Raw genomic sequence first — 18617 nt, forward strand, 5'->3', positions numbered from 1 at the left:
TATGAAATAGCGGAAATCAATTAATCATGAAAGTAATTGAAATGATATTAGTTAGACTGAGTATATTAAAAAGTATATATAAATATGTATTAAGAGTATAAGAAATAAATATGATTTATTTCTTATACTCTTAATTTGTCTATATGTTATTATGTATTCGCTTCAAATAGAAACTTATGATAATAGTCAATGCGTAATCATAAACTAAAAGTACAATTTGCCCAGCAATCCATATCATATATAAAGGATAATCAATGTTAAAATCGACTAAAAGATTAGTAAAAATAAAATAAATTACTAGAAGTGATGCATTAAAAGCGATTAATTTAAAAAATAATTCCAGTGGAATATTTCTAAGTTTTTCTGAAAAATATTTTACTATTCCATAAATCCCAAAGAATGATATATAATAGACGGCAATATTGGTTGGAATCAAAAATAAACTAAGAATACTTGAGGCTACATAAACTAATATAGTATTTTTTATTGAAGTTCTTATTATTGAGATAGGAATTAAGCAAGAAGCTATTGTCAATATTGTTAAAGTGCTTACTGGAAGTATAGAAGCAGCATAAAGTACAATTAATGTTAATGCTATAGTTATTCCGTTTTCAGCTATATATTTTGCCTTCATAAGATATTCACCTCACTAAATAAATGCAACTTATATATATGTTCTAAAAAGTTTAATTCATAGAAGTTTACTTTAAAGTATAAGTTAATGTAGTGGCAGTCAGCCAGTTTTTTAAAGAATGAATTATAATATTTAGAACATATATATTATAAAATAAAAGAGTTAATCATATTTATATTAGCAGCAGCCAATTAAATCTCCGCCAGCACATTCGCATAAGGAATCAAGACACCAAAGATTTATACAACAATTACACATGTCAGCATTACTAGTATTTGTAGTTCTATAGTAAGGATTAGAGTAATTATTACCTCTTTGCCTTAATGAGTTCAAGCCCTGCCTATATTCAAAATTATTTGGATCCATATTAACAGCTGTAGTCATATGATCAAGTGCTGAATCAAACCACCCTTTGTTAAGCATTATTGCACCATATAAATAATGCCATTCAGCAGATTTGTTATTTATAGAATTTAAACGACTTTCAGCTGCTGCATAATTTCCAGATTGAATAAGTCTTCTTATTTCTTGAAAATCATATGAGTTACTTGATGAATTGTTATAACTAGATGTACTATTGGAATTATAACTGTTACTTCCAGGATTTTTTGTTAATGCCTCATAAGCCTCATTAATTTCGATCATTTTCTCTTGTGCTAAATTTTTTAATGGATTATCACCATATTGGTCAGGATGGTATTGCTTAATAAGTTTTCTATAAGCACTTTTTATTTCATCTTGGCTTGCACCTGGCTTTACACCTAATATTTCATATGGATTCATTATAAATCTCTCCTTTTAGTCTCATTTGTATTTTCTGGATTTTTAACTATGTTCATATATTTATCCATTAAACCTAATTCAATTATATTATATAATATATCCTCATTTCTTTTTAGGTTTAATTTTTCTAAGTTTTCTTTACAACTATATCCACAATTTAAAATTGTAAATTCTATTTTAGGCTGTATGAATTCCATAAATTTATCGTATGTTAAAGAATTTTTGTTATACAAGAAATTTATTGGATTAAATTTTTTATTTTCCATATCAGATTTCAAATCATCTAAGGCATCTATTAGATAAATCCATTTTCCTATTGAATATCCTAATCTATATAAAGTATTCCTTAAATCCAATCCGTCATCGATTAATTTATAAGGATAGTCACGTAAAATTCCGCCAACTAAATCGCTAAAAGGATCACATATTTCATCTATAGAATTAAATGATTTACTATCTTCTAAAGTGGAAAGCTTATTTAAAGATTCCATTATGTTGTTATTAATTCTAATGATTGAACTAGGAAATTTTCTTTTATAAGGGGATAAAAGAAGTGATAAAAATTTACTTTTGTAATTTTTATCATCATGAGCATCATCTAACAGTTTATAATAAAACAGGGATATATTCATAGCAGAGGCATAAGATAACGCCTTGTTATTAGCTATTACAATTTTTTTTTCAGTAGGGTGAAGAGAACATCTGTGATGAGAAATTTCTAGCTCTTCTGGATTTAATGCATCTAATAGTAAACCTAAAAAAGTCATATCATAATTTAAAGACATCCTCGGTATATTACCAAATTCTTTTTTTATATGGCAACATAATCCACAATAATAGCATTTAAATCTAGCAAAATCTTTTACTTTCATTTCTGCTTTTAATGGAGTAACATATCCAAACAATAAAAAACACTCCTTATAAAATTCAATATAAATCAATTATACAGTAAATTTAAGCATATAAACAATAAAGTTCATATATACATAATAAAATTTTCAGATAATATTAACATTTGTATGACTGTATATTGGACATATTATGTATTTCTGTAAAATATGAATTTAATTTTAATTTGTAGGAATTTTTTATTATAGAATCCAGTATAATGTTATCGTGGCCAAAACAGGAGCGATAGGAGTTAAGCAGTAAATAATAAGTATTTCAGGAAAATTTGAAATATTTATAAAAAAAGTCTTTACAACGGATAATTATTATTATATAATAAAAAATGTAGGAAACAAGAAAACAAAAGATAAAATTAAATGATATAAATAAAAAATAAATAAATTAAAATTTTAGGAGGAAGAGATTATGAAAAAATTCGTTTGTACAGTGTGTGGTTATATTTATGAAGGAGAAACAGCTCCAGAAAAATGTCCAGTGTGTGGAGTAGGAGCAGAAAAATTTGTTGAACAAAGCGGAGATCTAGCTTTTGCTGATGAGCATGTAATCGGAGTTGCTAAAGGTGTTGATAAAGAAGTAATTGATGGATTACAAGCAAACTTTGTTGGAGAATGTACAGAAGTTGGAATGTACTTAGCTATGTCAAGACAAGCTGATAGAGAAGGATATCCAGAAGTTGCAGAAGCTTATAAGAGAATAGCATTTGAAGAAGCAGAACATGCTGCTAAATTTGCTGAATTACTTGGTGAAGTAGTAGTAGCAGATACAAAAGCTAACTTACAAGCTAGAGTTGATGCAGAACATGGTGCATGTCAAGGTAAAAAAGATTTAGCAACACTTGCTAAGAAATTAAACTTAGATGCAATTCATGATACAGTTCATGAAATGTGTAAAGATGAAGCTAGACATGGAAAAGCATTCAAAGGATTATTAGATAGATATTTTGCATAATATTATAAGATAGAATAATATACACATATTTTTAACTGAATAATTAATGATAATTCTGCTTAATAAGCAAAGTAAAAGAGAAGATAATAATTTATCTTCTCTTTTACTTTTGTAATCTTTCTTCATACAAAGATTTGTACATATTATATGTTTTCTCATCTAAGCAAACCATTGCAATTTCATCAAAGGTATCTGGAGAGTTATTTATAAATGATAAAATCTCATCTAATGCTATATTGCAGGCTTCATCTAATGGATAGGAATAGGCGCCTGTGCTTATAGATGGTAAAGCAATAGTTTTAATGGGATGATCATTAATATAATCATCAAGTTCTTTTAGTATAAAGTCTCTTTGTTTATCAGTATTAAAGCGATAAAGATTTTTATTTAGAATCTCATTACACTGCTTTGAATAAAATTCCGAGTAATTAGCAGCTATTTCAAAAACAGAACGATAAGCATTTCTTAAGTATTTTTCCTCTGAGCCGTTATTTCGGTAAATGGGCCCTACAGTATGTATTACCCAATGCACACCGTGGTCACTCAAGTTATAAGATCTTGTTAATTTTGATCTACCAGTCAAACAGCCATTTAACTGTCTACACTCATCTAATAGTTTTTCTCCGCAAGCCTTGTGAATAGCACCGTCAACTCCTCCACCACCCAGTAGAGATGCATTCGCAGCATTTACAATAGCATCAAATTTGATTTTTGTTATATCATCAAAAAGTATTTTAAAGTTAGTCAAATTAATCACCTCATATTAGTCATACAAAAATTCTCTCACTTAATAGTTTACACCCAATTAACATAAATAAAAATACTATTTTTTGAAAAAAATGTTAATTAGCTATATGAAAATTAAATTCTAGTTATACATATGAGAGAAATAATAAAATAATAAAGCACACATTTAATGTATGCTTTATTATTTTGTTTAATTACAATAATCTTTAAATTCTAGAAAAAGAACTAATAAAATAAATTAATTAAATAGGTTGATTTTCTAAATTTTTTCTTCTATTATCTAAAGGATTTAAATTTATATGATGTACTTTCATTGTTTCGTCTGGGTCCATAATTAACCTGTCTAAACGAATTCTACCTTCAGAAGTATTTGCAACAACCATAGTTTCAGTACCCTTTTTGTAAAGAACCCAGTTGTAACCGTCTTTTACTACTTTATTTACATCTTCCATTGAAATTAAAGCAGTATCCTTATGATTTCCGAATTTATCTCTTAAAATTATACCCATTGTATCGTGATCGATTTTAGTACAATCATTTTTTAAACTTCTATTATATAATTCTAAATTTTCTTTTCTGTTATCTAAAGTATTTCCGTTTAAGTGTTTTATTGGAGTCTTTGGATTAACATCTAAAATAACAGATTGAATTGATTTTTTAGTGGAAACTGTTTTTCCATTAACTTTAGCAGTCTCTAAAGTTTGAACAAGATGATTATTGAAATCCTTATGCCATTCAGCAAACCAAATTCCAGCTTCTTTAACTTTTTTAGCGTCGAATGTGTCTATCTTGCAAACTAGTTCACTTCCATCTTTTTTTAAGACAGTAATTTCAGTAAGATTACCTTTTTCAGTATATTTATTTTCTTGAGTTTTATAATTTGTATTTATGGTTAAGCACCTCTTTCATGATTTAATGTTTATTAATATATGTGAATGACAATCTAATTTGAAAAATAACACAAAATAAGTTATTTTTCAAGGTTTTGTATATATTATGACACATATATAATTAATTTAAACATTACATCATTATACCAGATTAAAAATATAAAAGATATACACCTCTAAAAAAAGCGCGAAGCGCAACCAAGATCATTTAAAATTAGAAAAAGCACTTACCTTATAAAAAGGAGAGCAACCAAAAACATATTATTAATTAAAAAAGTGTTAGTAATATGTAATAAGAACAACTGATAAAAAAGTACGCACCTTATAAAAAAGCGCGAAGCGCAACCAAGATCATTAAATTATATTTCATTGTGTATACCCACAAAATCTTAAAAAATATTAAATATATGGTAGACGCAGCTGAGTAAACTAAAGTAAAATAGAATTTGATATTAAGAAAGCGCAGATAATGAGGTACTAAATATGATAATAACTGAGACTTTAAAAAACATTTTGGAAGATAAGAAATTTATACACAAAGCTATATCTATTACAGTACCTATAACATTACAAGCTCTGTTAAACACAAGCTTGAATCTTGTGGATACTGTAATGATTGGAAGTTTAGGTCAGAGTTCAATTGCAGCAGTTGGCCTTGCAAATAAAGTATTTTTTGTTTTTACATTACTATTATTTGGTGTCGTTAGTGGGTCTTCGATTTTAACAGCCCAATATTTTGGCAAAAATGATATAAAAAATATAAGAAGAGTATTAGGTATGTCTCTGATTATTGGCTTAGTTGGATCAATTATTTTTGTAATACCGAGTTTAATATGTCCTGAAATAGTTATGAGTATTTTTACACCAAATGAAAATACGATAAAAATAGGTGCATCGTATTTAGCTATAGCTGCCATTAGTTATCCTTTAACTGCAGTTACAAATGTTTATGTAGCACTTTTAAGAGGGGTAAATCAGGTAAAAGCCCCTGTTGTCATAACAGTGTTTTCTATTTGTATTAAAGTAATGCTAAATTATACTTTAATATTTGGACATTTTGGTGTACCAGCTCTTGGGGTACAAGGAGAAGCTATTGCAACTATAATAGCTAGAACAATTGAATGCACATGTATTTTAGCTATAGTATATTATGAAAAAGGACCTGCAGCTGCAAAATTTAAAGAACTTATATCTTTTAATAAGAATTTTACAAGATTATATGCTTCAACTGTATCTCCAGTTATAATTAATGAATTTATGTGGGGATTAGGAGTAACAATGTATTCTTTAGTATATGGAAGAATGGGGGATGGAGCTGTTGCAGCAATCACAATAACCCAAACAGTTGAACAAATAATGACAGTTGTATTTCAGGGGATAAGTGCAGCAACTGCGGTTATATTGGGAAATGAATTAGGTGCTAATAAATTGGATGATGCAGAAAGTCATGCAAAGTATTTTATAATACTACAGTTTATTTTTGCTTTAATAATGTCTGCAACATGCTTGTTTATTAGAAGTCCAATAATTATGCTATTTAATGTAACTGAAAGTGTAGCAGTAGATATTAGCAGATGCCTAATAGTTTTTTCGTGCTATTTGCCATTTAAGATATTTAATTGGGTAAATATTGTTGGTATACTTAGAAGTGGTGGCGACACTAAAGCTGCATTAATGCTAGATATTACTGGAGTTTGGTTAGTTGGCATACCGTTTGCCTATTTAGGTGGAATGTTACTTGAGCTTCAGATATATTTCGTATATGCAATGGTTACATTTGAAGAAGTATACAAATTTATACTTGGATTTAGAAGATACAAGCAAAGAATATGGCTTAAAAATTTAGTTTAGAATTGGGGAGGATTTTAAAATAGAAGATGAAGTCTATTTTTAGAATTCTCCCTGTCTATTCTAAAAAAGAAAGACTTTAGAAAATAGAAGTGAATTGTATAAATATGGAATTCTTAATTTTTTTGTAACCTCTCAGAGGATTATTTCCTATATAATAGGAGATAATGAAAATATTAAATAAATATAGATTTCGGAGGAATATATGGATAAACAAACAAACCATAAGCCAAGAAAAAAAACGCACAAAAGAAAGAAAAGAAAATCTAATTCGAGAGTACTTTTAAAGGGATTATTGGATATGTTTATCTTTTTAGCTATAACAACACCATTGGTATTGTTCTTTGGACCATATGATAATACGAGAAAAACATTTATATCAACAGTCCTAGCAACAAGGCATGCATATTTAATAAATGATATAATTCCACAGTCAGCATTAAATAAACTTCTTGGAATAGATGAAGAGAGTGATAGTCAAGAAGTTTTTCAAGATATGAAAAAAATAAATGTTAAATATAAAGTTGGAAATGAAATAAATCGATACGATATACATACTCAGAGATTTGATGGATATGTGCTAGAAGTGAAAAATCCATTAAAAATGAAGGTTGCAATGACTAAGTTTTTAGGTAAAATGGGTGAAAAGACAAGTCAGATGGCGGAAGATAATAATGCTGTTGCAGCTATTAATGGTGGATCATTCATTGATAAATCAACTGATGGAACTGCTTATGCAGGTACTGGATCTGAACCTGGTGGATTTGTAATATCAGGCGGAAATGTTATTTATCCAAAGTCTGGTGCAGATGAGAAAAAAGTTGAAAATGTAATTGCATTTACAAAAAGTGGAGAACTAGTAGTTGGGGATCATAGTTTGGCTGATTTAAAAAAGATGAATGTACAGGAAGCTATGTGTTTTAGAAGACCTAATATTGTAATTAATGGGATTAGACAAGTAAAAAATAAAATGGAAGATGGGCTTAATCCTAGAACTGCAGTTGGTCAGAAACAAGATGGAACTATAATTCTATTAGTTATAGATGGCAGAAAGATAACGTCACCAGGAGCGAGTTTATATGATGTTCAAGAGATAATGATGGAAAGAGGTGCTGTTAATGCAGGTGCTCTTGATGGAGGATATTCTTCAACTATGTATTATAAAGGAAATGTTATAAATTCTCCTAATGCTTGGGATGGTGAAAGAACCGTTGCTACAGCATTTTATGTGGAACAGTAAAAGGAGGATAAGTGATGAGAAATATTAAAAGAAGATTAGCATGGTGTGCGCTTGCTCTAATATTACAGCAATGCATATTTTTATATTTTGATAAAGTATATTTGGCATCTGATCTTAATATAAAAGCTGAAGAAGTTAAAGATGAGGATAATGTGGCTGATAAGAAAACAGAGATTAATATAAAAAAGGGAGTAAGTGAAATTAAAGTATCTTCAGATGCAAGATATGTATCATATATAGAAGACAGTAAGCTTAAAACATTAGATAGCAATGATGATAAGGAAAAAGTATGTGATACAGATAGTGGATCAGAAATTGTATTCTATAGATGGCTTAATAGTGAAGATAATATGATAATAATCCAAAAGATAAAGGAAAAAGGTGCGTACTATTTTGAGCCTATATCTTTTGATGCTAAAAAAGGAGAAGCAAGGGATCTTGCAGACTTTGATTTAAAAAAGGTTAGAATTAAGCTTGAGAGTACAAAGGATGAAATTAATAATGTTGTATTTTCAACATTAACTCATAGTTTATATATAGAAGTGAAGAAGAGTAGTGGAAAATGTGATTTGTATTACGCAAACGTAATGAATCAGTTGAAGAAGGTTAAAAGTGAAAAAGTTATAGGAAATGTTGTAGTACCAACAACTAGCACTAATGCGATAATGGAGGAAAATAACAGTATAACTATATTAAATACAAAAGGAAATGTATCAATACCTAATGTTAAAAGTGCAAAAATATTAGGAGCTGATGTTAATGATAATGTATATTTTGGCGAAGTAGCAGACAACAAAATTAAAAATATATATTACAGCGTGTTATCTGATAGTCAGAGGAAATGGAATCAATTAAAACTTGCGAAACCTGTTGATAAAAATGATATACTAATCGATTATTCAGGTAAAGTTTATATTAATAGTAAATCAGATAATAGTGTATTAGAATTAACAAGTAATAAAAACATAAAATATAAAGGGGAATTGGTTCAATCATATTCTAAAGGAATCATTTCTAGAGATGGCAATACATTAATTAAAAATAAGTTGGAATAGAATAATATGAATAATGAATAAGTTAAGAAAAAATAGATAAACTATACATTGATGAAAAGAAGATCTTCATAAAAAGGAAGATCTTGTTTTTTTACATAAAATCAATGGAGGAATGAAAATGTCTAAAATAGGAGTAGTGAGCGCAATATTAGAGCATCCAAAGGAAGTGCAAGATGAATTTAATGATGTAGTAGCATCATTTAGAGGAAGCATAAAAGGAAGGATGGGGATACCTTTTGCTGATGAGTTATCAGTTATATCTATAGCTCTTACAGGGGAATCAGAAGAAACAATAAATGATTTTACAGAGCAGCTTGATCGTATTGATGGTGTATCAGTGAAAACTTCAATAGCAAAGATTGAAGTCTAGCAAGAAAAGAAATATTTGAAAATAAAGTCTGTATTTAAAAATATAAAGAATGCATACCTGACACCTTTAAAAGCTGGTAGGTATGCATTAATTTTATCATAACATAAATTTTACAGTTATATTTTAAAATAAATGCTATAATATATAAGTTCTAATCAGTATAATTTATTCTTTACGAAATTATTTCAGTTATAATATTAATTGATGATTTAAGATAAACTTCTATGAAGCAGATTTTTAGAAAATATATAAGTTTATAGGAAGAGGCGGTGTTTTATGAATCCGGTAGCATTTCAAATTGGAACCTATGAAATTAGGTGGTATGGTATATTAATAGCTCTTGGAGTAATAGTAGCTATACTATTAGCAAACTATAATTGTAAAAAGAAAGGAATAGACTTTGACATAATATTAGATTGCTTTTTTATTGCCTTTCCTGTTGCAATTATTGGTGCAAGAGCATATTATGTAATATTTGAATTTGAAAATTATAAAAACAATTTAATAGATATGTTTAACATTAGAAAAGGTGGATTAGCTATTCACGGAGGATTAATTGGTGGGTTTATTGCTACATATGTATTCTTTAAGATAAAGAAATTAAATATGCTAAAATACTTAGATCTAGCAGCACCATCAATTATTTTGGCCCAAGCAATTGGGAGATGGGGAAATTTTATGAATGGAGAGGCGCATGGGGGAGAAGTTTCACATTCATTTATAAGCCATTTTCCAAGCTTTATACAGAAAGGCATGTATATTGAAGGCAGTTACTTCAATCCAACATTTTTATATGAATCAATTTGGAACATTGTGGTTTGTTTGATTTTGCTATTAATTCTCTATAAAAAGAAAAATAATGAGGATGGTGTTGTAGTAGCAAGTTATATAACGCTATATTCTTTAGGAAGGGTATTTATAGAAGGATTAAGAACAGACAGCTTAATGCTTGGTAATATAAGAATTGCACAATTGATAAGTATTATTGGAATGGTATTAGGAATAGTGATTGTACTATACATTAAAAGAAAAAAAGCTAAGAATTTAACTTAAGCCTAAAATTAAGTATATTATAAAACGAATAAATTCAGAGTTATAATATACTTAATGGAGCTATTAGGAAGATTAATTTAAATTAAAATCTAAGAAGCAAACATATTAATGCGTATCACTTTTTTAGATGTATATCTAAAGTAATTATATCCATCAATCCAGTATTTAATAAGTTTAGGTTTATAACTTAAAACATGTTTTAAGAAATCCTCAAAAACATTTAATTTTACTAAAACTTTAATAATCTCCTTAGGATAAGGAGTCTTTTTTACAAAAACCTTTCTTGGATCTATAACTTGAATTTGCTCATTTTTGTTAACAAATATATGGGCATCTCTTATGTCAAGTCTTGTAAATTTTAAAGTTTTAAACTCTTCTATAAGATTTATTATTTCGATAGATAGATTATAAGATAATCCATTCTTTTTTATATAAGAACTTAGATTATCACCTTCAACATAATCTCTTAAAATCATGTTGTTAGCAATAAATAATACTTTCGGAAAGAATCTACTGCCATTAACTTTTTCAAGCAGGTCAGCTTCGTTTTTAGCTTTCTTTTTATTATAAAATATCTTTAAGGCATATCCTTCTGGAGTTAAATAAACAGCGCCTTCCTTGCCTTTCCCTAAAAATTCACACTCTTTAACATCTAAAATGTATCTCATCTTATCACTTTAATTAATTACTTTAGATATTATATGCTGAGACTATTTAGAATTCTACATTTATATAAATTTGTTCTAGGCATCTTCATAAAATCTTCATATTAATTTTGTAATATAGATTATGAAAATTAGATAAATTATATGGAGGAAATAATTATGAATATGACACATTACATGTCACTATTAGCGGATAATCAACCTTGGAATTTAATTATTTTTATGGCAATACCAGTTATTTGTGCGGAAACACTTACAATTACTGAATTTTTCATTATTTTCAACAATGTACAAAAAGGTGGGTTAAGAACTCTAAATAAAGTTGTCGGTATATTCGATGGAATTTACTTTACAGGAATATTTATTTACCTATTAATAAATGCTGTAATCCCTCTAACAAATACTGGTGGATGGCATACTTGGGTTGATGTATTGGCAGTTGGTTTTTATTTAAGTGGAGTTATCTTCCTTTTGCCTATAGCTCTAATGGAGTTAGGATTAATTTTTAGGAATAGAACATCAAGAGAGAAAGCAAAAATTCATTTTATACTTATTGGAGGATTTCTAGTTGTTGCTCATATTGCAATGATATTTGGAATGGTTAATCCTGAAATAATAAATAGTATGTCAAACATGTCGCAAATGCCTGGAATGTAAAATGAATGTAGCAAGTTAAGATAATTGCATTTTTTGTTATAATAAGATAAATTATCTTTACATTAGCATTTCCAAAATGTATAATTGATTTGTATTTTGTAAATACTATATAAAATATAAATATAGAGAATTGCAATGAAAAAGAAGAGTAAATAAGATTTTAATTATAAGAGATCTAGGGAGGGTGTAATCCTAGAATTTAAAACTATTGAAGGAAGCTTTTGAGTAATAAATAGAAAGCATAAGGTATATGCCTTAAAGCGTAGTATATTTATGGGGTTATTCCCTTAAAGATAATTAAGAGGATTAAATCAAACGTATTTGAAATTTAAAATTAGTATGTTTAAATTAATCAATTTAGGTGGTAACGCGGAAGTCAGCCTTTCGTCCTAAGGATATTTTAGGACGAAGGGCTTTTTTGTATTTAACTTAGAAAGGACTATATATTATATGGAGATTAATATTTCATGGTACAAAGAAGAACAAATTAATAGAACTATAAAAAATTTAAGGCAACGCAATATGGATGGTTTCTTTGTAAATGATGATAATGAATTAAAAGAACTTTTAAAACAACTCATAGATGAAAATTCTGTTGTAGGGGTTGGCGATTCTATGACGTTGTTTGAAACAGGTGTTATAGACTTTCTTCGTGAGGAAAATTATATATTTTTAGATAAGTATAGAGAAGGTATTACAAGTGAAGAAAAGAAAGGTATTTATATACAAAACTTTTCTGCTGATACTTTTATGTGTAGTACCAATGCCTTGACTGAAAGTGGAGAACTATACAATATTGATGGTAATGGAAGTAGAGTTGCACCAATGATTTATGGCCCGAAGCAGGTTATTTTAATAACTGGAACAAATAAAATTGTTAAAGATATAGAAGAAGCAGAAAAAAGAGTTAGAAATTATGCTGCTCCGATTGATGCAAAAAGATTAGGTAAAGATACTCCATGTACTAAATTAGGGTATTGTGTGGATTGTAAAAGTCCTAATAGAATATGCAATGATTTTACAATTATCAGAGGACAATTTGTTAAAGGTAGGATAAAAGTAATAATCGTAGGAAAACAATTAGGATATTAATATTTTGTAGTGTTATCAAATTATGATAATTAAATAATTTTAATTTATTCTACATATTTATTATGTGGTTTATCCGATAGCTAGCATCCGTAATACCCACACTTCTTTAAGCGGGGGATAACGGCTGCACGCTCCTGGATAAGTTCAACTAGGATTCAGATGGGGATCAAACCCTACCTGAATCAAGTTTCACTTGATATAAATTGCCATGACAAGGGGCTTATAATACCTTGTAAGGAAGAATGATAAGGAGAGATACAAATAATGAGTTTTGAAAAATTAGCAGATATAATATTTGGGAATGTTGAACATACAACTGAATATTACGTTGAAAAATATCCAAAGAGAAGTCTTAAGGAAGGTGCAAGAGTTACTAGATATGCACCAAGTCCAACTGGATTCCAACATATAGGTGGAGTTTTTGCTGCATTAATAAATGAAAGATTAGCAAGCCAAAGTGAAGGTGTTTTTTATTTGAGAATAGAAGATACTGATCAAAAGAGAGAAGTTGAAGGTGCAATAGAAGATACAATAGCTACTATGCATAATTTTGGTATGGATTTTAGTGAAGGTATGACAGGAGAAGAAACATCTAAAGGTGAATATGGTCCATACAGACAAAGTCAAAGAGCTGAAATATATAATACTTTTGCAAAAGATTTACTTATAAAAGGTTTAGCTTATCCAGATTTCTGTACCCCAGAAGAATTAGCTGAACTTAGAGAAAGACAAATAGCAAATAAAATAACTCCTGGTTACTATGGAGAATACGCTAAGTTTAGAAATATAACTGAAGAAGAAGCAATAAAGAGAATTGAAAACGGAGAAAAATATATTATAAGATTAAAATCTCCAGGAAATCCCGAAACAAGGGTTGAATTTCACGACTTAATAAAGGGAGATATCTCATTCCCAGAAAATAATCAAGATGTAGTACTTATTAAAGGGGATGGGCTTCCAACTTATCATTTTGCTCATGCAATAGACGATTATTTAATGAGAACAACAGATGTAATAAGAGGAGAAGAATGGTTATCATCACTTCCTATACACGTTCAATTATTTGAAGTTTTAGGTTTTGAAGCACCAAGATATGCTCATATTCCAACAATAATGAAGCAAGATGGTGGATCAAAAAGAAAGCTTTCAAAGAGAAAAGATGCAGAAGCAGCTGTTTCTTACTACAAAGAAGTTGGATTCCCAGTAGTAACTGTAATTGAATATTTACTTAATATAGTAAACTCTACTTATGAAGAATGGAGAGCTGAAAATCCTAAGGCTGACTACCATGAATTCGAAGTTCATTTAGAAAAGATGGGTAAGAGTGGAGCATTATTTGATTTAGTTAAATTAAACGATGTATCAAAAGATAGAATTGCTGCTATGAAAGCTACTGATGTTTATGAATACTATACAGCATGGGCTAAGGAATTTGATGAAGAAATGTATAAATTAGTTACAGAAAATGAAACTATGGCAAAGGAAATCTTCAATATAGATAAAGAAGGTCCAAAACCAAGAAAAGATTTTGCAAAATGGGATGAAGTAAAAAGTAAGATTTTCTATTTCTTTGATGAACTATTCTATAAAGAATCAGCAGAAGAAATTGAACTTCCAAAGGGAGTTACATTAGAAGCAGCAAAAGAAATAGTAGAAATTTACAAGAAAGAATTTAAATTTGATGTAGAAAGTCAAGAAGCTTGGTTTGATGACTTAAAGGAAATAGGAATTAGACTTGGCTATTGCGCTAATAGAAAAGAATTTAAGGCAAATCCAGATCAATATAAAGGTATGATTTCGGATGTTGCAGGAGCAGTTAGAGCGGCATTAACTCATAGAACTAATTCACCTGACATTTATACTATAATGCAAATCATAGGGGAAGAAAATACAAGAAACAGATTTGATAAATTTTTAAATATATAAACCATAACCAAAAGGCATAGGGTGGATGTACTCCAAACACTATGCCTTTTTAATTTTGTGGGAAAGTTTGAACTTAATTCATTTAAACTTGAAATGCATTAACTGCGTCTCTAAGCTTCTCTGCAAGTTTATTTAAGTCTTGAGTATGTTTAGCTATTTGATTTACACTTGCTAGTTGCTGCTCAGTTGTAGCAGAAATTTGTTCAGTGGCAGCAGAGCTTTCTTCAGTTGAAGCAGAAAGAGTCTCTAAAACTTCAACTATTTCATTTTTCTCGTTTTCCATTTCAAGGCTATAAGTTTTTAGGTTTTTCATATCGTTTGTAATCTTTTCTACAGATTTTAATATTTCAACAAATATATCCTTAGCGTCTATTACAGAATTATTTTGTTCCTTAGCTATTAACTTTCCGTCTTCAATGGCTTTTACAGCAGCTTTTGATTTATCTTGGATTCCATTGATTAATTCTTTAACTTTTGAAGCAGACATTGAAGATTGAGAAGCCAATTTTCTAACTTCTTCAGCAACTACAGCAAAGCCTTTTCCTTGCTCACCAGCTCTTGCAGCTTCTATAGCAGCATTTAAAGATAATAAATTTGTTTGTTCTGAAATCTGACTTATTGCCTCAGTAATAGATCCAATTTCAATAGAAGTTTTATCTACTTCCATTATTATGGCACTAGTTTTTTCAGTGGCTTTGCTATTTTCAATTGATTTTTTTGAAAGTAAATCAATTGCTTCTAAACCTCTGTTGCTTATATTAGTTGTTTTAACTGCAATATCATTAGTTTCTATTGTCAGTTTTGTAACTAAATCTATCTTCTCCGATAAATTCTTAACTCTTATAACTCCGTTTTCAGTTTCTTTAGCCTGTTCATTTGAACCTTTAGCGATCTCTTCAACGGAATCTGATACTTCATTAATCGAAGCTGTATTTTCAGCAACAATTTCATCTAACAATTTAGAGGAGTCAAAAACAACATTAACTGAATCTTTAACTGAACTTATAAAATCGTTAACATTTCTAACCATTATATTAAAGGAATTATTTAGATTACCAATTTCATCTCTATTTTTGATTTTCATAGCCTTAATATTCAAATTACCTGAAGCTACAGTATCTACAGCGTCACTAATTTCTTTAATTGGAGTAGATATGTGTTTTGCAAATATCATAATTACTGCAGAACCTAAAATAATTACTGACAATAATATAATCAGAGTAGTAATAAGAATATTATTTGAACCAACATTAAAATCATTCATGTAAGTACCAGCGCAAACTACCCATCCCCAATGCGGATCAGTCTTTTGATAAGTTATTTTGTCTGAAATCTTATCTGAATTAGGAAGTGTCCACCAATAAGTTAAATAGCCTCCGCCATCATTAGCTACTTTAATTTGATCTTTAACGAATAATGTACCAGTCTTTTTATCCTTATAATCTAGTACGCTTTTGCCTTCTAAACTTGGATGAGCTGCTTCAACTCCATCTTGAGTATAAGCTAACAAATAACCACTTTTACCTAAGCTTAAATTTTGATTGATTTTTCTTGTACCATCCGCTTGTTTTTCGCTAAGCATATATTCTCTAACTCTTTCTTGAGCGTCATCAAGAGATAGTTTTCCTTGATCTACAAGCTTTTGATTTGCATCAATCACTTGTAATGTCATTTCTACACTATTTTTTAATAAAATCTTCCCGCTATTTTCAAGTTCAGCTCTTGCTACATAATAACTTACTAATCCGAGTACAAGTACAGGTATACTCAGCAATAAAATCATTACTAAAATAAGTTTTGTTTTTATAGGTAAGCCTTTTGTCTTTTTTGTAGATTTTGTAATCATTTGCATTCCCCCTAATATATAAACTTACTCTATTATCGAAATGTAATTTATCAACTTGATAGTAAATGTTACCTTTTATCGAAATATAGAAAATTAGGTGGAATTTATGGCTTGGTTATGATGACAATGGTGAAGAATTTTTAAGTGGTATAAAAAATTTTGATCAGATAGTTTTGTATAAAATTATCTGGATTAGGAGATTAAAAATAAATTAAGGCAGAGAAATCTTATACATTAGATTTCTCTGCCTTTTCAAGTTGCATAATTAGCTTAACTTAAATGATGATTTTAATGGTACTATTCTATTAAATACTAACTTATCAGCAGTTGTATATTTAGTATCTACATTAAAGAAACCATTTCTAACCATTTGGAATTTATCTTGAGGTTTAGCATCTTTAAATGCAGTTGGTTCAATAAAGCCTTGTAATATTTCTAGTGAGTTTGGATTAATTTGTTCAAGGAAGTGTTTTCCTTCATTTTCTGGTGCATCATCTAAAATTAAAGGCTCATATAACCTGAATTCAGCAGGAAGACAAGTTTTTACATCTACCCAATGGATTGTTCCTTTAACTTTTCTGCCGGTAAAGCCAGAACCACTCTTTGTTTCTGGATCATAAGTACAATGAATTTCTACTACCTCACCATTTTCATCCTTGATTACTTCGTTACATTTAACAAAGTATGCTCCTTTTAGTCTAACCTCATTACCAGGGAATAACCTAAAGTATTTCTTTGGTGGATTTTCCATAAAGTCTTCTTTTTCAATGTATAGTTCCCTAGAGAATGGAACAAGTCTTGTACCTTGAGTTTCATCTTTTGCATTATTCTCTATTGAAAGCATTTCTGTCTCATTTTCAGGATAATTAGTTATTACAAGCTTTAAAGGATTTAACACAGCCATAGACAATGGCGCCTTAAGTTGTAAATCCTCTCTTATAAAATAATCTAGCATTTGGGAATCAACAACAGAATTAGCCTTAGCAACACCGATAGCGCTGCAGAAATTTCTTAGCGCATCAGGAGTACATCCTTTTCTTCTAAGGCCAGAAATAGTAGGCATTCTAGGGTCATCCCATCCATCAACAACTTTTTCATCAACTAATTGTTTTAATTTTCTTTTACTCATAACAGTATTAGTCATATTTAATCTTGCAAATTCTATTTGCCTTGGGGAAGCGGTCATTTCACATTCTCTTACTACCCAGTCATAAAGTGGTCTGTGATCTTCAAACTCTAAAGTACAAATAGAGTGTGTAACATGTTCAATAGCATCTTCTAATGGATGAGCAAAATCGTACATTGGGTATATGCACCATTTATCACCAGTATTGTGATGAGTAGAATGAGATATTCTATATATAACAGGATCTCTCATATTTATATTTGGTGATGCCATGTCTATTTTAGCTCTAAGAACTTTTTCGCCGTCAGCAAATTCACCATTTTTCATTCTTTCAAATAAATCTAAATTTTCTTCAACGGATCTATTTCTATAAGGGCTGTCTTTACCAGGCTGAGTTAGTGTACCTTTATATTCTTTAGCTTCTTCAGCTGTTAAGTCACAAACATAAGCTTTACCTTTTTTTATTAGTAGAACAGCTCTATTGTACATTTCATCAAAATAGTTAGATGCAAAGAAAAGTTCATCCCAATGACCACCAAGCCATTGTACATCTTCTTTAATTGATTCAACATATTCTGTATCTTCTTTAACAGGGTTAGTATCATCAAATCTTAAATGAGTTTTTCCTTTAAACTCATCAGCTAAACCAAAATTTAAAAGAATTGATTTAGCGTGGCCTATATGTAAGTAACCGTTAGGTTCTGGTGGAAAACGAGTAATTATCTCTTTATGCTTTCCGCTTTCTAGATCTTCTACAACGATATTTCTTATAAAATTAGAAGAATTTATTTCGTTTGACATAGTCTTACCTCACTTATAAGTGTATTT

General features: G+C 29.2%; 17 protein-coding genes and 1 other annotated feature. Of the genes, 9 read left to right on the forward strand and 8 right to left on the reverse strand.

All coding sequences use genetic code 11. From position 1 onward, the window contains the following. Positions 1–139: 139 nt before the first annotated feature. From KEC93_RS07545 to KEC93_RS07555, 3 genes are all read right to left on the reverse strand, one after another. Complete coding sequence (locus KEC93_RS07545) at positions 140–634, reverse strand: hypothetical protein (protein WP_011968745.1); 495 nt, start codon at positions 632–634, stop codon at positions 140–142. A gap of 177 nt (positions 635–811) precedes the next feature. After that, positions 812–1417 (reverse strand): J domain-containing protein, encoded by a 606-nt coding sequence (locus KEC93_RS07550; protein WP_011968746.1) that lies wholly within the window; start codon positions 1415–1417, stop codon positions 812–814. Continuing rightward, a complete protein-coding gene (locus KEC93_RS07555; RefSeq protein WP_023974220.1) occupies positions 1417–2322 on the reverse strand; it encodes a DUF5685 family protein in 906 nt (301 codons plus the stop codon). Before KEC93_RS07555 ends, KEC93_RS07550 begins: the two co-directional genes overlap by 1 nt. Positions 2323–2731: 409 nt before the next feature. On the opposite strand from KEC93_RS07555, the gene KEC93_RS07560 reads away from it, so the two are divergent. Further along, positions 2732–3274, forward strand: coding sequence for an NADH peroxidase (locus KEC93_RS07560; protein WP_011968748.1), 543 nt, complete (start codon positions 2732–2734; stop codon positions 3272–3274). 103 nt (positions 3275–3377) lie between these two features. Here the strand turns inward: KEC93_RS07560 and KEC93_RS07565 are convergent, their stop codons facing one another. Together KEC93_RS07565 and KEC93_RS07570 are read right to left on the reverse strand one after the other, a co-directional pair. Further along, positions 3378–4022, reverse strand: coding sequence for a macro domain-containing protein (locus KEC93_RS07565; protein WP_023974219.1), 645 nt, complete (start codon positions 4020–4022; stop codon positions 3378–3380). Positions 4023–4263: 241 nt separating this feature from the next. Then, the gene (locus tag KEC93_RS07570; RefSeq protein ID WP_031275701.1) at positions 4264–4911 is read right to left on the reverse strand and encodes a hypothetical protein; all 648 of its coding nucleotides are present in this window, start codon (positions 4909–4911) and stop codon (positions 4264–4266) included. 483 nt (positions 4912–5394) lie between these two features. Between KEC93_RS07570 and KEC93_RS07575 the strand changes: the two genes are divergently transcribed. The 5 genes from KEC93_RS07575 (at position 5395) to lgt (ending at position 10477) form a co-directional block, all read left to right on the forward strand. Next, on the forward strand, positions 5395–6762 hold the full coding sequence (locus KEC93_RS07575) for an MATE family efflux transporter (protein WP_023974217.1): 1368 nt from the start codon (positions 5395–5397) through the stop codon (positions 6760–6762). A gap of 202 nt (positions 6763–6964) precedes the next feature. Next, positions 6965–7999, forward strand: coding sequence for a phosphodiester glycosidase family protein (locus KEC93_RS07580; protein WP_011968752.1), 1035 nt, complete (start codon positions 6965–6967; stop codon positions 7997–7999). A 14-nt stretch (positions 8000–8013) separates the two neighbouring features. Continuing rightward, entirely contained in the window at positions 8014–9054 is a 1041-nt protein-coding gene (locus KEC93_RS07585) for a hypothetical protein (protein ID WP_077867993.1), read from the forward strand. Positions 9055–9172: 118 nt separating this feature from the next. Beyond that, positions 9173–9424 (forward strand): TM1266 family iron-only hydrogenase system putative regulator, encoded by a 252-nt coding sequence (locus KEC93_RS07590; protein WP_011968754.1) that lies wholly within the window; start codon positions 9173–9175, stop codon positions 9422–9424. A 276-nt stretch (positions 9425–9700) separates the two neighbouring features. Further along, a complete protein-coding gene (gene lgt, locus KEC93_RS07595) occupies positions 9701–10477 on the forward strand; it encodes a prolipoprotein diacylglyceryl transferase (RefSeq protein ID WP_077867992.1) in 777 nt (258 codons plus the stop codon). An 89-nt stretch (positions 10478–10566) separates the two neighbouring features. Here lgt and KEC93_RS07600 read toward each other — a convergent pair whose 3' ends face one another. After that, positions 10567–11145, reverse strand: coding sequence for a serine/threonine protein kinase (locus tag KEC93_RS07600; protein WP_023974215.1), 579 nt, complete (start codon positions 11143–11145; stop codon positions 10567–10569). A 156-nt stretch (positions 11146–11301) separates the two neighbouring features. Between KEC93_RS07600 and KEC93_RS07605 the strand changes: the two genes are divergently transcribed. The 3 genes from KEC93_RS07605 to gltX all read left to right on the forward strand — a co-directional run bounded on the left by KEC93_RS07605 (position 11302) and on the right by gltX (position 14817). Then, positions 11302–11799, forward strand: a complete 498-nt coding sequence (locus KEC93_RS07605; RefSeq protein ID WP_077867991.1) for a DUF6803 family protein — start codon at positions 11302–11304, stop codon at positions 11797–11799. Positions 11800–11925: 126 nt separating this feature from the next. After that, positions 11926–12194 (forward strand) — a binding site (T-box leader). Positions 12195–12249: 55 nt separating this feature from the next. Further along, positions 12250–12891, forward strand: coding sequence for a lactate utilization protein (locus tag KEC93_RS07610; protein WP_023974211.1), 642 nt, complete (start codon positions 12250–12252; stop codon positions 12889–12891). Positions 12892–13155: 264 nt separating this feature from the next. Then, positions 13156–14817 (forward strand): glutamate--tRNA ligase, encoded by a 1662-nt coding sequence (gene gltX, locus KEC93_RS07615; RefSeq protein ID WP_077867990.1) that lies wholly within the window; start codon positions 13156–13158, stop codon positions 14815–14817. Between the two features lie 82 nt (positions 14818–14899). Here the strand turns inward: gltX and KEC93_RS07620 are convergent, their stop codons facing one another. Together KEC93_RS07620 and KEC93_RS07625 are read right to left on the reverse strand one after the other, a co-directional pair. Beyond that, positions 14900–16663 (reverse strand): methyl-accepting chemotaxis protein, encoded by a 1764-nt coding sequence (locus KEC93_RS07620; protein WP_017211465.1) that lies wholly within the window; start codon positions 16661–16663, stop codon positions 14900–14902. A gap of 265 nt (positions 16664–16928) precedes the next feature. Beyond that, positions 16929–18590, reverse strand: coding sequence for a glutamine--tRNA ligase/YqeY domain fusion protein (locus tag KEC93_RS07625; RefSeq protein WP_039772134.1), 1662 nt, complete (start codon positions 18588–18590; stop codon positions 16929–16931). Between the last annotated feature and the right edge of the window lie 27 nt (positions 18591–18617).

The organism is Clostridium beijerinckii (genome assembly GCF_018223745.1).
GTDB lineage: Bacteria > Bacillota > Clostridia > Clostridiales > Clostridiaceae > Clostridium > Clostridium beijerinckii.

Excerpts from the sequence above, each read along its gene's own strand:
- KEC93_RS07545 (WP_011968745.1), bottom strand. The coding sequence starts at position 634 with ATGAAGGCAAAATATATAGCTGAAAACGGAATAACTATAGCATTAACA.
- KEC93_RS07550 (WP_011968746.1), bottom strand. The coding sequence starts at position 1,417 with ATGAATCCATATGAAATATTAGGTGTAAAGCCAGGTGCAAGCCAAGAT.
- KEC93_RS07560 (WP_011968748.1), top strand. The coding sequence starts at position 2,732 with ATGAAAAAATTCGTTTGTACAGTGTGTGGTTATATTTATGAAGGAGAA.
- KEC93_RS07575 (WP_023974217.1), top strand. The coding sequence starts at position 5,395 with ATGATAATAACTGAGACTTTAAAAAACATTTTGGAAGATAAGAAATTT.
- KEC93_RS07580 (WP_011968752.1), top strand. The coding sequence starts at position 6,965 with ATGGATAAACAAACAAACCATAAGCCAAGAAAAAAAACGCACAAAAGA.
- KEC93_RS07585 (WP_077867993.1), top strand. The coding sequence starts at position 8,014 with ATGAGAAATATTAAAAGAAGATTAGCATGGTGTGCGCTTGCTCTAATA.
- KEC93_RS07590 (WP_011968754.1), top strand. The coding sequence starts at position 9,173 with ATGTCTAAAATAGGAGTAGTGAGCGCAATATTAGAGCATCCAAAGGAA.
- lgt (WP_077867992.1), top strand. The coding sequence starts at position 9,701 with ATGAATCCGGTAGCATTTCAAATTGGAACCTATGAAATTAGGTGGTAT.
- KEC93_RS07600 (WP_023974215.1), bottom strand. The coding sequence starts at position 11,145 with ATGAGATACATTTTAGATGTTAAAGAGTGTGAATTTTTAGGGAAAGGC.
- KEC93_RS07605 (WP_077867991.1), top strand. The coding sequence starts at position 11,302 with ATGAATATGACACATTACATGTCACTATTAGCGGATAATCAACCTTGG.
- KEC93_RS07610 (WP_023974211.1), top strand. The coding sequence starts at position 12,250 with ATGGAGATTAATATTTCATGGTACAAAGAAGAACAAATTAATAGAACT.
- gltX (WP_077867990.1), top strand. The coding sequence starts at position 13,156 with ATGAGTTTTGAAAAATTAGCAGATATAATATTTGGGAATGTTGAACAT.
- KEC93_RS07620 (WP_017211465.1), bottom strand. The coding sequence starts at position 16,663 with ATGATTACAAAATCTACAAAAAAGACAAAAGGCTTACCTATAAAAACA.
- KEC93_RS07625 (WP_039772134.1), bottom strand. The coding sequence starts at position 18,590 with ATGTCAAACGAAATAAATTCTTCTAATTTTATAAGAAATATCGTTGTA.